The sequence below is a fragment of the Bacillus cereus group sp. MYBK195-1 genome, from assembly GCF_051916605.1.
Taxonomy (GTDB): Bacteria; Bacillota; Bacilli; order Bacillales; family Bacillaceae_G; genus Bacillus_A; species Bacillus_A cereus.
The window spans coordinates 1-15,028 of the sequence record NZ_JBQAGZ010000008.1; the positions used below are offsets into that span (position 1 = coordinate 1).

The following is a 15,028-nucleotide window of genomic DNA, read 5'->3' on the forward strand; positions in this document are numbered from 1 at the left end:
GTTCATCTGTTGTTTGAAGTTGGTCTGTGTTACCTTGCACTTGAAGGCTTGTAGATTGCTTATTGTTTACTGATTGTTGTTCCTCTGCAAACGATACCAATGGTGAAGATAATACCGTTAATCCTGCCGTAAATGCTACTACTTTTTTATTAAATTTAATATTCATTTTGAATTTGGTATATCTCACTACTTTAATAGATATACCTTCCTCCTTGTACTTCTTTTAGTCTAAATAATAGTTTAAATAATCATAGCCTGACCCTCAAATATAATGGATTAATTTTCCACTTCATATGATAAACCGAAATCTTTAAGTCCTACTAGATATATCAGTATTTCAGAATTATAACACAGCACGATTGCAAAAATCCCAAGGCTCTTACAACTAATATCTTAATCTTGAACATACTGATAGTATGACTCTAAAAAGGAGCATAATCAGTTAATCTATTTTTACACCAAAACCATGTTAGCTCCTATATAAAAAATACACCCCTTCTTTTCATTTTATTATTTCTTTTTACCTAGCGATTTAAGACCACGTTTAATAACATCATAGAAACTTAGAGATTGTGCCATATGACCTGGATCTACATATTCTCGTATAGCCCGAAGAACTTTCTTAGGTTCCTTAGAAGAAAAGGTGAAGATTCCATTTCTCTTGGTTTCAATAGCATAACGTGGAATCCATTTCCCCTTAAACATTACAGAAGCTATAACGTAATCTACCTCCTCCCACGGAATTTGAATAAATTTACGCGTATCACGAGAGTTATAAAATTCAAACCCTTTATCACCAATCATAATTTTCCCATAGTCCGTAAGTCCCGTAAAAGCGGTAGCATCTATTACTAAATCTACCTTTGTATTAATTGATTGAACCATCATATCCGCTCCATTTCATTTATGCTATTAATAATTCGTTGCTTCAAACAATTAAGTCAATACAAAAAGTGGCTGAAACGATAATCGACAGCCACTTTTGTATACGAACTATTATCGATTTACAGGCTACTAATCTACACTTCAACCTCAACAATTCCTAAATAATAAACCTTAAGAATTGAAAACGTCAAAAACTTAAATTATAATAGTCCGATTACGTGACCAACTACCCCTACTACGAATAATGAAAGAATAATAACAATTGGGCTAACTTTTTTCTTAAGTAACCACATACAGAAGAATGTCAGAAGCAATGCAGCCAAACCAGGAATTAATTGATCTAAGTTATCTTGCAAGGTAGTCACTTTTGTAGGTGACAGGGCCATTCCTGAGTTTACTTGTTCGAAAGATTGACGAATCCCTTCACCATTTCCAGGAAGTTTGTCCCACTCAATATACGCACCTTTATCTAACTGAACTTCAGATACAACTGGCTTAAATTTAATTGATACCCACCGTTCCACTAAGGCTGCAAGTACAAACATACCAAGGATTGATGCACCTTTTGTAATATCTTGTAATAACCCACCTGAAAGATCATCAGTAATTTTAGAACCAGCTTTATAACCAAATTCTTGTGTATACCACATAAATCCCCAACGAACCAAGTTCCAAGCTAAGAAGAAAAGGATTGGCCCAAGGATATTCCCCCCCATTGCTAATGATGCCCCTAAAGCACCTAACATGGGACGTAAAGTAAACCAGAATACCGGATCACCAACACCGGCTAAAGGACCCATCATCCCAACTTTAACCCCTTGAATTGCCACATCATCAACTTCTGCACCATTAGCGCGTTCTTCTTCAAGTGCTAATGTAACTCCTAGAATTGGTGAAGCAATATAAGGGTGTGTATTAAAGAATTCCAAGTGACGTTTTAATGCTGCTTTTCGATCTTCTTTTGATTTATATAACTTTTTAATCGCTGGAATCATCGAGAAGGCCCAACCACCATTCTGCATACGTTCGTAGTTCCAAGAACCCTGAATAAATGTAGATCGCCATGCAACGGCTAAACGATCTCTTTTTGTTAATTGAATTTTTTCTGCCATTTGTCTTCTCCTCCTCCTGAATTAATAATCGTTTAAGATATCGTCAAGCGGGTCACCAGAGTTACCTCCACCACCATTTGAAGAACCACCCATTTTAGAAAGGCTCAAATAAATAAGAGCTAAAGCCACACCCAATGCACCAAGAGCAATAAGTGTTAATTGAGAAATCGCAGCTATTACGAAACCAATAATGAAGAATGGCCATACTTCTTTTGTTGCCATCATATTAATAACTAATGCATAACCAACAGCAACAACCATTCCGCCACCAATAGCCATTCCATCAGTTAACCATGCAGGCATTGATTCCAAGAATCCTTGAACGCTTTGTGCAGGGATAAATAAAAGTGCTCCGGCAGGAATTGCAATTCGGATACCTTGTAAACACACCGCAGCGATGTGTAACACTTCAATTTTTTTTATATTTCCTTCTTCAGCTGCCGTATCCATCATGTGTACAATAGGAACAGCAAGTGTACGAACAATCATTGTTAAGAAAAGTCCTGCTACTGCAAGTGGTACCGCTACTGCAATTGCTGATGCAACACCGCTAACACCTTGCCCGCCTAATACTAAAATAATCGCTGATGCAACTGATGCCAATGCAGCATCTGGCGCTACGGCTGCTCCAATATTTGCCCATCCAAGTGCAATCATTTGAAGTGTACCGCCAAGAACAATACCAGCCTCCAGGTTACCTGTTACTAAACCGATTAGTGTACATGCCACTAGCGGTTGATGGAATTGAAATTCATCTAATATTCCTTCCATACCGGCTAGAAATGCAATTAGTATCACTAAAATTATTTCTATAGTAGACATTATAATCCCCCATTTCATTTAAATTTGCTATGTAACTACGATAATTCAACCTTCGCTTTTTTTAGAATATCATCCATGTTTGCACGAGAATCATTAGGTACTTTACGTACATCAAAATGAATGCCTTTTGCTTTCATTTTCTCGAAAGCCTCAACATCTTCTCTTCCCATAGAAAGAACCTTATTAACAACAACCTTTCCAGTTGAATGAGCCATAGAACCAACGTTAACTTCTTTAATATCCACACCACCCTCTATAACTCTCAGGACATCTAGTGGGTTTTCAAATAATACCAGTGCATTAGTATTACCAAAACGGGGATCTTTTTCAACTTCAATCATTTTGCTGATTGGAATAACATTGGCCTTAACCCCTGGTGGTGCCGCCTGTTCGATTAATTTCTTACGAAGATCGTCTTTAGACACTGCATCTGAAACTACGATAATACGATTTGGTTGTGTAGACCTTGTCCATGCAGTCGCTACCTGACCATGCAATAAACGAGAATCCACACGGACTAAAACAAACTTGATTTTCCCATCACCAACTACTGTACCGGGAGCAAGTCTGCCTTTTGCTTTTCCATCTTTAGCAACTGCAGTATCAGTATTTTCTTTGGGTTCCAGCTCTTCAGGTTTAATCCTGATCCCTTCTTTTGCTGTTTTAACGATTTGTGCTGCGATTTCTTGAGCGGATGTTATTGATAAACGAGATGCATAAGCTTCAATCACCATTGGTAAGCTCATACCAGCAACGATCGCCCAATTTTCTTTGTGTTCTTCATACAAGCCATTAGCTTGATTGAATGGAGTACCGCCCCATAGATCGACTAAAAATAATACTTCATCTTGATTATCAAAAGATGCAACTGCTGCTTCCATTTTTGCTCTCAAATCGTCTGGCCCTTCGTTTGGCATTAAGGTAACAGCCTTAACATTCTCTTGCTCTCCAAAAATCATTGCGCCAGATTGTAAAATGCCTTCAGCAAATTGGCCATGGCTTGCTAGGATAATCCCTACCATCTCTCTACCTCCTAAATATTTCATCCTAATTTTTTCTGAATTGACGCAACCAATACAACTTTTCTTCTTCATTTCATCAATCTTTAACTATTAAAAACCAACTTTTTCTATCCTTGAGAAAACCACCTCCTAGGCTATTTAAATCTCACTTCTTTTATAAAATTTTGTTTACTACTAAAAATGAGTTTGTGAATCTCCAATTCATCATTTTTCAAATCATTACTTAAAACACATAATTTCTTAGGTAAAAGGTTCATAATCTTATAAAACAACCCAATACAAGAAAACGCTTTCAAAATATAGAAAGAACATACCGTTGAAAATCGTTGTTTCAAATACACTTACTCTAAACCTAATCAACTATAAATAGACTGAGTTGCGTCAAACCAAAATAGGAGTAAAACTCCACTTGCGAATTGCCTCATTGATAAGGAAAGCGTTTATCTCGAAAAACATGATTATCAATGCAAACGAACATGACAGAAATCAATTTAAAGTTCTTTCGAATGATAAAAATACCATGCAAGTTTTTAATTACGCATATGTTACTCACCAAAAGTTCAATGGAATGACAGACTATACATATTTATCCTTTTCCCAAATAAAGAAAAGCACTGTTATTCGTATAATGAAATCGATTCCACTTACTAAAAACATTGCCGTTCTATCTGAGAAGATGATTTATATCGCCTGCATACAAAATAACAAACAAAAAAACAATAACCCCCTCTTACGAGTCAGAAGTTTGCTAAAGATAGCTATTTAGAAAACAGTTTGTAGTTGTAGACAGAAATTTGATAAAAGAGTTGATTCGTCGCAAAAAGAATATTTGGCATTGGTATTTTTGATCTTGGTTAGATTGGATATTTGCTCAACTTTAAAGAGAGTATGTATCAAATAATAATAATATTTATAAAAAAACACATGAATATAACAATATAAAAGCAGCTCGTTTATCAGTTCTCAAATGAATAAAACCACTATCACCCTCTACAACGGTTATATATTCATTATATCCATTGTGAATTTTTTCACAATGGATATAAATTGAACATTTTATGAATAAAACAATTCCACATTATAAGGAATATATAGTGTTTTTTTTAGCATACATTTTTTACTTAAATACCCCTTTGTATTATATGATCGATAGTAAACGTAGTTAACTAATTGATTTCTAATTGAAGTTTAATATATTAATTGCTTAATAAATCAATTGAAAACATATAGCTCCTATGATTCCTCCTATGGTACTACCAATTATGGGAATCCATGCGTATCCCCAATCCGAAGAGCCTTTATTACATATTGGTAAGATTTGATGTGCTAGTCTTGGGCCAAAATCTCGAGCTGGATTTAAAGCAAATCCAGTTGTTCCACCAAGAGATAAACCTATAGATACTATTAACGCTCCTATTATTATTGGAAGTAGTCCATCTGTAACTTTATTATGACTCATAGCTAAAATTGAAAATACAAATACTGCAGTGCCAATAATTTCACTTAACAAATTGGACGGCCAACTTTTTATTGCAGGGCTTGTAGAAAACACCGACAATATAATTTCTTGATTTTTAGTTTCTTTCCAATGCGGAAAATACTGGAGCCAGACAAATATTGAACCTAAAAAAGCCCCCATCAACTGTGCACCAATATAGGAAGGAACTTCACTCCAAGGAAATAACCCTATACAAGCAAAAGCAATTGTAACTGCAGGATTCAAATGTGCTCCACTTATGTTATCTACTATATATATAGCAAATGTAACTGCTAATCCCCAGCCAAGAGTAATTGCAATCCATCCGGAATTTTGTGCTTTGGATTTTTTTAGTAAAGTACCTGCTACAACGCCGTTTCCTAATAAAATAAGAACTAAGGTTCCAATTAATTCCCCCATAAATGAAGACATATTTATGACCCCCTTTTGTTATTTCAAATACCATTGTATAAACACAAGGGCATCATCAGCATCTTCCCCATCAAGAATTACATGTATTTCCGCTCCTCTTTTTACTGCTAAACCGATTAATTGAAGAGTGCTTTTTGCATTAACTTTTTTATCTTTAAATATAAACTTAACCGAACAATCATAATCCCTTAAGCCATCTACAATTTCACTTGCTGATTTTGCATGAATTCCATCCTTACGAGTTACAATCAATTTTCTTTCGATTCTCATAAGATTAGCTCCTTTTATATTTTTATAATGGTTTTCGCTTCAAGTACAGCCTTAAATCTTAAAGATTTCTTCTAAAGTTTTGCCAATCCCTAATTCAACAAGTGCTACGTAGGACCCTCTATTAATAGTGAATCTGCTATTTTGATTTAATCACTCTTAATTAGAGCGCCTCCCAAATTTAGGAATACAATTACAACTCGTTCATTATAAATAACCTCTTGAATTTATCTGACGCTTCTACCTACTTATCGTTATCTACTACTCCTGCAGAAACTTTAAAAACATTGGAACTTAATCGGGCGAGTAAAGCTTTTAAATCTCTTAACTAGTAGATAAACATGAGAAACTAAAGCAATTCCTGCATTAGTCATCACAATTGCTCCCTAAGTTCATTAACAATTTCTTTTTCACCTATAAGAGATAAACATAGAGTTTCAAAGATAATAAAAGATGAGACTGCTCCTGGATCTAAATGACCAATAGACCTTTCTCCTAGAAAAGAAGCACGTCCTTTTTTAGCTAATAATGGCTTAGTTTTTTCCATTTGTTCTCTTGCAAAAATGATAAGACCAATAGGTTTTATTTTTTCTCCATTTCTTTGGATATACTTCAAAACAGGATCCCAAACATCAAGCATTGTTTTATCTCCAATCTGAGTTTTTCCTCTTAGACAAATGCCATTTACAGATTCTTGAAAAGCAAGTCCTAATTCATTGATTGTAATTTTATTTTTCCCTTTTAAAACACTACCAGCCCTTAAAAATGCTGTTCCATATAAAGGACCTGATGCACCTCCAACCTTTGAAATAAGTATCATTCCAATATCATGAAATACATTTCCAATATCATCATAGGCTGTATATGATATCTTTTTTTCAACCTCTTTAAACCCTCTATTCATATTAATACCATGATCTCCATCACCTATGAATTGATCAAGTTGCGTTAGGTTTTTTTTTTGATACTCAAGTTGTTTTGCAGTAAGTTGCATCCAATTGATGATATGTCTTGGTGTAATATACATGTTGGCCCTCCTATTGTACACGCCAGTTAGTCGTATTTGCTGGATCATTAAGCAAAGCAGTTAATTGTTCATCTAGTTTTAATAAAGTAATAGAAAAACCGGCCATATCAATCGCTGTCATGTATTCCCCAACATATGTTTTACAGATATCGATACCAATTTTGTTTAATATTATGTTAATCATCTTATTTAAAATATATAATTCCATTAACGGCGTTCCACCTAAGCCGTTTACCATTACTGCAACTTTGTCACCAATCTTCAATTGCATATCACTTAAAATATGCTCTAAAAGGAGTTCAGCCATTTTATTAGCTGCTATCATACTAATACGATGAGTTCCAGGTTCACCGTGGATACCTATACCAACCTCTACTTCATTTTCATCAATTTTATAACCAACTGTACCAGCTCCAGGTATAGTACACGTTTTTAATGCCATGCCCATACTACGTATATTAGCAATTACTTTATTTGCAACATCTTCTACTTCTTTAAGCGATGCCCCTTTCTCAGCCATTGCTCCAGCTATTTTATGTACAAATATTGTTCCAGAAATTCCTCTTCTTCTCATAGTGTGTGAACTATTATCAATAGCAATATCATCATTAACAATGACTGTAGCAATCGGAATTCCCTGTGCTTCAGCCATTTCAGCAGCCATTTCAAAATTCATTATGTCTCCTGAGTAGTTTTTTACAATTAACAAAACCCCACTTCCAGTATCCACCTTTTGAATTGCTTTCAAAATCTGGTCTGGTGTAGGAGAAGTAAAAATTTCGCCAATTACAGCAGCATCAAGCATTCCTTTACCAACAAATCCAATATGCGCTGGTTCATGACCACTCCCGCCTCCGCTGACAATTGCCACTTTTCCTGGAAATGGACTATTAGCTCGAATAATTATATTTGTTTCAGCCATATTTTGTAGTTTATCAGAATGTGCAAACAACATTCCGTCAATCATATCCCTAACTACTTTTTCTGGATTATTAATAAATTTTTTCATGGCATCTATTCCTTTCCATTAGTCGCCGCTAGTACCCTAACATTTAATTTTATAATTTTATTCCCTCCTACAATTCCCTTTTATTATAAAAACCTATAATGATTTCACTTGGACATTTAGCTTTAAGCCTCCAATTTCATCTAAAAAGATTCTTCCAATGTTTGCTTGCTCAAATTTCCCTTTCCTCATGTGAAGTGCTCCAGTGAATACTCCTTTTTCATGCTCAAATAGCTCACTTTCAATTAAATTAGGGGGGATAGCCGCACAATTTACTAGAATAAACGACTTATCCTTTCTGAAAACAGCTTTATGGATACCTTTACCTATAAGTTCTTTTCCTGTTTCACTCTCTCCAGTAATAAGAATCGTAGAATCTAATTCTGCCACTTCATTCGCAACAAAGAGCGTCTTCATTAAAGTGTCACTATAAATAATAATGTCTGGAAAAGAGTTGTTTAGTTTTTTATATTTCGACAATTCACATTCTAAATACTTTATTCTTTTCTTTTCAAGAGTCAATTGGTCTAATAATGATTGTGTTTCATGAATAGATTCATCGTTAAAAGTATTCCGCTCAATTTTGCTATAAGTGTAGCTACGGCTCGAGCATGTGGACCATTTTTAGTATGAATATTAATTTCAATCCTTTGTATCATAAGAACCTATTTCATAATAATATGTGCATAAAAATACATAAAATTCAACCAGTGAATTTTATGTATTTTTATTTTCATTATTAAAACTCTAACTATTACATAATAAGATTTTTTATACAAAACCTGATAATATAGGTTTTTAATACTAATTTTCCCATTTCACCTTTCTTAAGAAATAGTATTTGATTTTTGATAATCATAACACTATCTTTTAATCCGTCATATAACAGACGAAAAATATACATAAAATATTCATAATTCTGTACTCAGAATTTTGATAACATTAGATTCAAGGCTAGATTTTCAGCTTACTTACAAAAAAATCAAGGAGTGATTATCATGGAACGTATCCTAATTAGCCCGCAAAAATATATTCAGGGAAGAAATGTAATTAAAAAAATTGGAGAGTATGTAAAACCTCTAGGAACCAATTTATTAGTTATTGTAGATGAATGTGTTTGGCATCTTGTTGGTGAAAAAGTTATGGAAAGCTTTCATAAACAAAATCTAAGCTTTGAAAAAGTCGGTTTTAATGGTGAAAGTTCTGAAAATGAAATTGCAAGAATTGAGAAAATAGGAAAAGAATTTGGTGCTGATGTAATCATTGGTATTGGTGGTGGTAAATCAGTAGACACAGCAAAAGCGGTAGGAGAAATTCTTTCGGCCAAAGTTGTAAGCGTTCCCACTATTGCCTCAACAGATGCACCAACCAGTTCTCTTTCTGTTATTTACTCTGATGATGGAGTATTTGAGAAATACAAATTTTATTTAAAAAATCCGGATATTATTTTAGTAGATTCCCAAGTCATTGCACAAGCTCCATCCAGATTTTTAGCTGCTGGGATTGGAGACGGAATGGCTACATGGATTGAAGCTAGAGCAAATTTAGAATCTCGAAAACCCGCTATGGCTGGAGGACTCTCTACCCTAGCAGCTGCTAAGATTGCAGAACTCTGTTGGGATACCTTATTTCAATATGGAGAAGCTGCTCTTTTAGCAGTTAAACAAAAAACTGTTACTCCAGCAGTTGAAGCCGTAATAGAGGCAAACACCTTGCTTAGTGGCCTTGGATTTGAAAGTGTGGGGTTAGCTGCAGCTCATGCCATCCATAATGGTTTTACTGTTTTACATGATAAGACTCATGATTTGATGCATGGAGAAAAGGTTGCATTTGGCACATTAGTACAAATGGCATTGGAATCTTGGACAACTGAAGAACTATATAACTACATTGATTTCTGTATCAAGCTTGGCTTACCTACTACACTTGAAGATTTGAACCTAGGTGATGCAAGTAAAGAAGAATTGATGAAAGTGGCTGAAGCTGCCTGTCAAGATGGTGAAACTATACATAATATGCCATTTGAAATTTCACCAGAAATGGTCTTTGATGCAATTATTGCTGCTGATGCTTATGCTACTGAGTATAAATTAAAAAAATTAGTTCAAAATTACAATCCAAAAAATTAATTAAGTGTATATTACACATTATTTAATTTTGTATGTGTCCTTTTAAGAATTTAGCAAAATTACAATACTATATATTAGAAACTAAATAAGCATTAAAATTGTATATATCATGAAATAATCTGAAGACTTCATCCAACATATAAGAGCACGAAATATTTAAATGAATCATAGCATTATGTCAAAATTAATTTTATAACTGAACTTTCACATCAAAGATAAATATAGAAATAAGAAAAAACCTCTTTATGAGGTTTTTTCTAGTCCTATACTTTTAATAATAAAATAAGCTGTTTTTATTATAAACAATAGGTTAGCAACACCATCTTAACATATAAAAACAAAAAGTCTATGTGTCAATTTTTCAAACTCCCTATAGTTTATATGAGAATACTAAAAAGATATAACTAATAAAAAATGTAGGAGAAGTAATAGACTTAATTTATGCTGTTTCCAGTTTACCTATTTAACTAAATTAAGACAGTTTTAGAAGATCTAGAAAGAATAATCTCATTTTATTACTAAAAAATACAACATATTGTTTAGATTCAGTCAAAATAGTAGTTAGTCTTCTACTTAAGATAACAATTTTTTAGCTAAACTAGATTATTAGAATTGACACTTTTGTGTACATTTCTATTACTTCTAGCTTACTATTATTTCTCACCTTACAAAAATGGTATATATATATACATTTTAATTCGATTTCCTGTAGTTTATGAGAAGAAATATACTATTTTTGAATGAATATCATTACATTTCCCCCTAATTTGTTTCATTTTTTGTAAGTTGTTATCCTACTAAATGAGGGTAATCATCACATATAAAAATTAGCATTAACTAAAAATATCAAAGACATTCATAATTTTTATATCAGTATCGGAGGTTACGGCAATAATTCTTCAGAATATATTTTAAAAGGATTTTTATATTGCCAAATATAATTTTTTTAAAATTATAAATCAGAAGTGAGGAGATATTATTATGATTATAAAAAAACACCCATTTCGTACTCTAGCAAAAACAGCTGTTGCATTAACTATTATTATTCCTACATCCCAAGCCATTAGCCAACCGTTTGCGTATGCTCAAGAAAATATAACCAAATCTCAACAACAAGTAGCAACATTTTGGAATAAAAACAAAGATTATCCAGGTGAATCTTACGTTACATATGAAGGTAAGATTTATCATTCTTTATATTGGGTAAATGCAGGTACACTACCTACCCAACAATTTAGCGGTTGGGAATTATATACTGGTTCAGAATATATACCTGACAATAGCGATCCAAATGATTTATTTGGTGAAGGAATCACTTGGCCAACTCATGTTTTTGCACCATATGTAGATAACGGCATGAATCCTCAAAATCTATTAAAATATGCCCAAGAAACAAATACTAGTTTCTTCACGCTTTCCTTTATAGTGGCTGATAAAAATGGAAATCCAGTATGGGGAGGAAGTCATACCCCTATTGGAGATGGTAACTTAGATGATCAAATTAAACAAATTAGAAAAATAGGTGGAGATGTTAAAGTATCTTTTGGTGGAGCAAATGCCGGTAATATCCCTGGATTAGGTGCAGATCTTGCCGCAGCTATTACAGATGTAAATAAATTAAAAGATGCTTATAAAAGTGTAATTAACACATTACATTTAACACACATGGATTTTGATATTGAAGGAGTCTTAGTCGCTCACCCAGAATCTATCGAAAGAAGATCAAAAGCAATTGCGTTATTACAAAAGGAATTAAAAGCTGAAGGTAAAGATGTAAAAATTGGTTATACCTTACCAGTAATGCCTTATGGCCTAACTAATGATGGGATAAATGTGATTCAAAGCGCTATAAAACATGATGTAGATTTAAATTCTATTAATATTATGACTATGGATTACGGACAACAAAACCAACAAATGGGACAAGCTGCAATAGATGCTATTAATAGCTTGCATGGACAGTTAACTAATTTATATAAAGGTACTATTAAAGATTCTGACATTTGGAAAATGATTGCTGTTACACCTATGATAGGAAAAAATGATACTCAAAATGAAACTTTCACATTAAATAATGCAAAAGAATTGTTCCAATTTGCCAAAGAAAAAGGTATTGGGGAAATTAGTATGTGGTCAGTGTATCGTGATAAAAAGGCTACTGAAAGTTGGCAAATTGGTCAGGCAACTGGAGATGCTTCTGGATTACCCGATGTAGACGACGGTGCCTTTTCTAAACTATTTTCTGCTTTTAATAGTAGTACTGAAATTGACGTAATCGCTCCAACAGCTCCTTCTAACCTACGCTCTGTTAGTAAAACAACAACAACTGTTGAGCTACAGTGGGAGGCTTCCACAGATAATATTGGTGTGAAAGAATATGAAGTTTATCGTGATGGAAAAAAAGTAGGAACAACAAAAACAACACGTTATGAAGATGCGGGATTACAAGCCAATACAAAATATAATTATACAATTAAAGCTACAGATGCTGCAGGAAATAAGTCAAAAAGTAGCAATGAAGTTTCAGTTACAACAAAGGAAGAGAATCCAGAACAAACAGCTCCAACAGCTCCAACTGGATTACAAGCATCAGAAACTACTACAAACAGTGTTCATTTAATATGGGAAGAATCCATAAGTAATGTTGGTATAAAAGAGTATGAGATTTATCGTAACGGTACGAAAATAGCTACAAGTCCTTCAACTTACTATACAGATGAAAATTTACTGGCTAGTACTGAATATAGCTATATGGTAAAAGCTATAGATACTCAAGGAAAAGTTTCAGTTGCGAGTAATGAAATCAAAATCACAACAAAAGATACCCCCTCTTCTGAGTATAAGGCATGGGATTCGTATGCTGCATATAAAAAAGGAGATAGAGTAGAACATCAAGGTAAAATTTATGAAGCAGTACAAAGTTATCAAGGATACGGTGATCCAAATTGGATTTTCTCATTAGCTTTATGGAAAGTAATTAAATAAACCGTAATACTATTAAATAAAAGACATCTTTCTTTTCAGATTGATGTCTTTTATGAATTGAAATTTATATTTTACAAATCTATTCTTTCATTTGCCCTAGACTATATATTTTCTATAGGTAATTCTTATTTTACATTACTATGATTTGATTAAGCATCATATTTTCTAAGTTAAGACAAAGTTTACATTATTAATAGTTCGGACGAAAGTCCTAACATTTAAATCTTTTTAACTATATATATAATTAAAAGAAGGTTTTAAGATGCAGACGAACACTAATACTATAGAAGACATCTATCAGGAGATATTAAATGGAAAAAGAAATAGATTTCCACCAAATACTTGGAAATTAGATAGAAATAATCAAATGGCCAGAAGAGTAACAAAGTATTTAGTAACAAAAATTTTGAATTGGAATGAAGAAGAGATAAAACAGAATTGGAATAACAAATTGATTGCAAAGTATCGATTACGTGGTGTATTGAAGCACAAATATAATAATAGTCCATATGCGATGATTAATGATTTATATCCGAATCAATTTAAAGAATGGGAATTTAGAATGACACCATTAAATTTTTGGACGAAAGAAAAGGCCCTACAATTATTAAAATGGTTAATTGAAGAAGAGGAGAAATTACCACCTCAAAAACTCTTGCAAATTTATGGGCAAAAATGGTTAATTGAACATCGACTAAGTGCACCTCTAAGGGTGATTTGGAATGGAAGCCCGTATGCGATGATTAATGATTTATATCCAAATCGATTTAAAGAATGGGAATTTAATAAGGCTCCTAATAAGTTTTGGACGAAAGAAAAAACATTACAAGCACTAAAATGGACAATTGAAGAAAAAGAAAAATTAAATCTGGATCAATTGAAGAATATATACGAACATAAATGGTTAGCCCAATCAGGATTGCGTGGAGCCTGTCAATTATATTGGAATGATAGTCCATATGCAATGATTAATGATTTATATCCAAATCAATTTAAAGAATGGGAATTTAAGATGACACCTAGTGGTTTTTGGACGAGAGAAAAAGCGCTAGATGCATTACAGTGGACAATTGAAGAAAAAGAAAAGCTGACAGATAATCAATTATTACAGCAATACACAATGCAGTGGCTTAAAAGCCATAGACTATGGACACCTGTAGTAAGATACTGGAATGGAAGCCCATACGCAATGATTAATGATTTATATCCAAATAAATATATAAAAAGTTCATTCAGAGGATATATAAATAAAGCTTAATATTATTAAACTTAACTTAATTAAAATGAAAGCTTAACTTGATAAACAGCAAACTATATTTTCTTGATGGGAGAAATATCTAATAACTAATTGGCACGATTAATAACAATAGAAAAACAGTAAAAAATGCTATTGGTTTAAAAATGAATTTAAGGTTTTAGAGGAGGATATTTATGCAAGCAAAAAAAATTCTATTTATTTTTAAAGTGATTAGGCTATTAGCAATAGTTATCTTATTTCTTCTCTTTTATTTTACACATCAATTATCTTATCTCTATTTTTCAATTCCTTTCATTCTTGAAAGGTTCACTAGAAATATTTTAAAAAACAAAGTTTTATAGATGAAAACAAGCTAGCAACTTCAGCAATGAAGCAATAGCTTGTTTTCATCTATCCTTCCCCCCCATTTTTACATATTTATTACTCCTTTTCATATGTCTCACAAGTCATTAATATAATTCCACCATTTAAGCTCTTCTGCCCCAGTATCTAAAACTTAAGATTTTAGCATTATATTAATAAAAAAAGTAAGAAATTTATATGAGGATTTCGTTATAGATTTTTCTAAAATGAAAATTTTGTGAACTTTATAACAAGATAACTTGT

At 32.9% G+C, this 15,028-nt stretch carries 12 protein-coding genes and 1 pseudogene; 3 read left to right on the forward strand and 10 right to left on the reverse strand.

Annotated elements, in window-relative coordinates; all coding sequences use genetic code 11:
* The 10 genes and pseudogenes from ACTFRY_RS24300 to ACTFRY_RS24345 form a co-directional block, all read right to left on the reverse strand.
* A pseudogene (locus tag ACTFRY_RS24300) lies at positions 1–166 on the reverse strand (S-layer homology domain-containing protein); the annotation flags it as partial.
* A 344-nt stretch (positions 167–510) separates the two neighbouring features.
* Complete coding sequence (locus ACTFRY_RS24305) at positions 511–888, reverse strand: DUF956 family protein (protein ID WP_003308796.1); 378 nt, start codon at positions 886–888, stop codon at positions 511–513.
* 197 nt (positions 889–1,085) lie between these two features.
* The gene (locus tag ACTFRY_RS24310) at positions 1,086–1,997 is read right to left on the reverse strand and encodes a PTS system mannose/fructose/sorbose family transporter subunit IID (protein ID WP_086422663.1); all 912 of its coding nucleotides are present in this window, start codon (positions 1,995–1,997) and stop codon (positions 1,086–1,088) included.
* Between the two features lie 21 nt (positions 1,998–2,018).
* Entirely contained in the window at positions 2,019–2,819 is an 801-nt protein-coding gene (locus ACTFRY_RS24315; RefSeq protein WP_000103758.1) for a PTS mannose/fructose/sorbose transporter subunit IIC, read from the reverse strand.
* A 35-nt stretch (positions 2,820–2,854) separates the two neighbouring features.
* Complete coding sequence (locus tag ACTFRY_RS24320; protein ID WP_440032424.1) at positions 2,855–3,841, reverse strand: mannose/fructose/sorbose PTS transporter subunit IIA; 987 nt, start codon at positions 3,839–3,841, stop codon at positions 2,855–2,857.
* Between the two features lie 1,204 nt (positions 3,842–5,045).
* Positions 5,046–5,750, reverse strand: a complete 705-nt coding sequence (locus ACTFRY_RS24325) for an MIP/aquaporin family protein (RefSeq protein ID WP_440032425.1) — start codon at positions 5,748–5,750, stop codon at positions 5,046–5,048.
* 18 nt (positions 5,751–5,768) lie between these two features.
* Positions 5,769–6,020: an HPr family phosphocarrier protein gene (locus ACTFRY_RS24330; protein ID WP_086423712.1), complete on the reverse strand. Its 252-nt coding sequence runs from the start codon at positions 6,018–6,020 to the stop codon at positions 5,769–5,771.
* 370 nt (positions 6,021–6,390) lie between these two features.
* Positions 6,391–7,044: a dihydroxyacetone kinase subunit DhaL gene (gene dhaL / locus ACTFRY_RS24335; protein WP_025966275.1), complete on the reverse strand. Its 654-nt coding sequence runs from the start codon at positions 7,042–7,044 to the stop codon at positions 6,391–6,393.
* 10 nt (positions 7,045–7,054) lie between these two features.
* Positions 7,055–8,053, reverse strand: coding sequence for a dihydroxyacetone kinase subunit DhaK (dhaK, locus tag ACTFRY_RS24340; protein ID WP_000713539.1), 999 nt, complete (start codon positions 8,051–8,053; stop codon positions 7,055–7,057).
* A 93-nt stretch (positions 8,054–8,146) separates the two neighbouring features.
* Positions 8,147–8,467: a sigma 54-interacting transcriptional regulator gene (locus ACTFRY_RS24345; protein ID WP_242318435.1), complete on the reverse strand. Its 321-nt coding sequence runs from the start codon at positions 8,465–8,467 to the stop codon at positions 8,147–8,149.
* Positions 8,468–9,048: 581 nt separating this feature from the next.
* On the opposite strand from ACTFRY_RS24345, the gene ACTFRY_RS24350 reads away from it, so the two are divergent.
* The 3 genes from ACTFRY_RS24350 to ACTFRY_RS24360 all read left to right on the forward strand — a co-directional run bounded on the left by ACTFRY_RS24350 (position 9,049) and on the right by ACTFRY_RS24360 (position 14,422).
* On the forward strand, positions 9,049–10,179 hold the full coding sequence (locus ACTFRY_RS24350) for a glycerol dehydrogenase (RefSeq protein WP_086423714.1): 1,131 nt from the start codon (positions 9,049–9,051) through the stop codon (positions 10,177–10,179).
* Positions 10,180–11,160: 981 nt separating this feature from the next.
* Positions 11,161–13,164, forward strand: coding sequence for a fibronectin type III domain-containing protein (locus ACTFRY_RS24355; protein ID WP_086423715.1), 2,004 nt, complete (start codon positions 11,161–11,163; stop codon positions 13,162–13,164).
* Between the two features lie 262 nt (positions 13,165–13,426).
* Positions 13,427–14,422, forward strand: a complete 996-nt coding sequence (locus ACTFRY_RS24360) for a DUF4046 domain-containing protein (protein WP_050822643.1) — start codon at positions 13,427–13,429, stop codon at positions 14,420–14,422.
* Positions 14,423–15,028 lie beyond the last annotated feature (606 nt).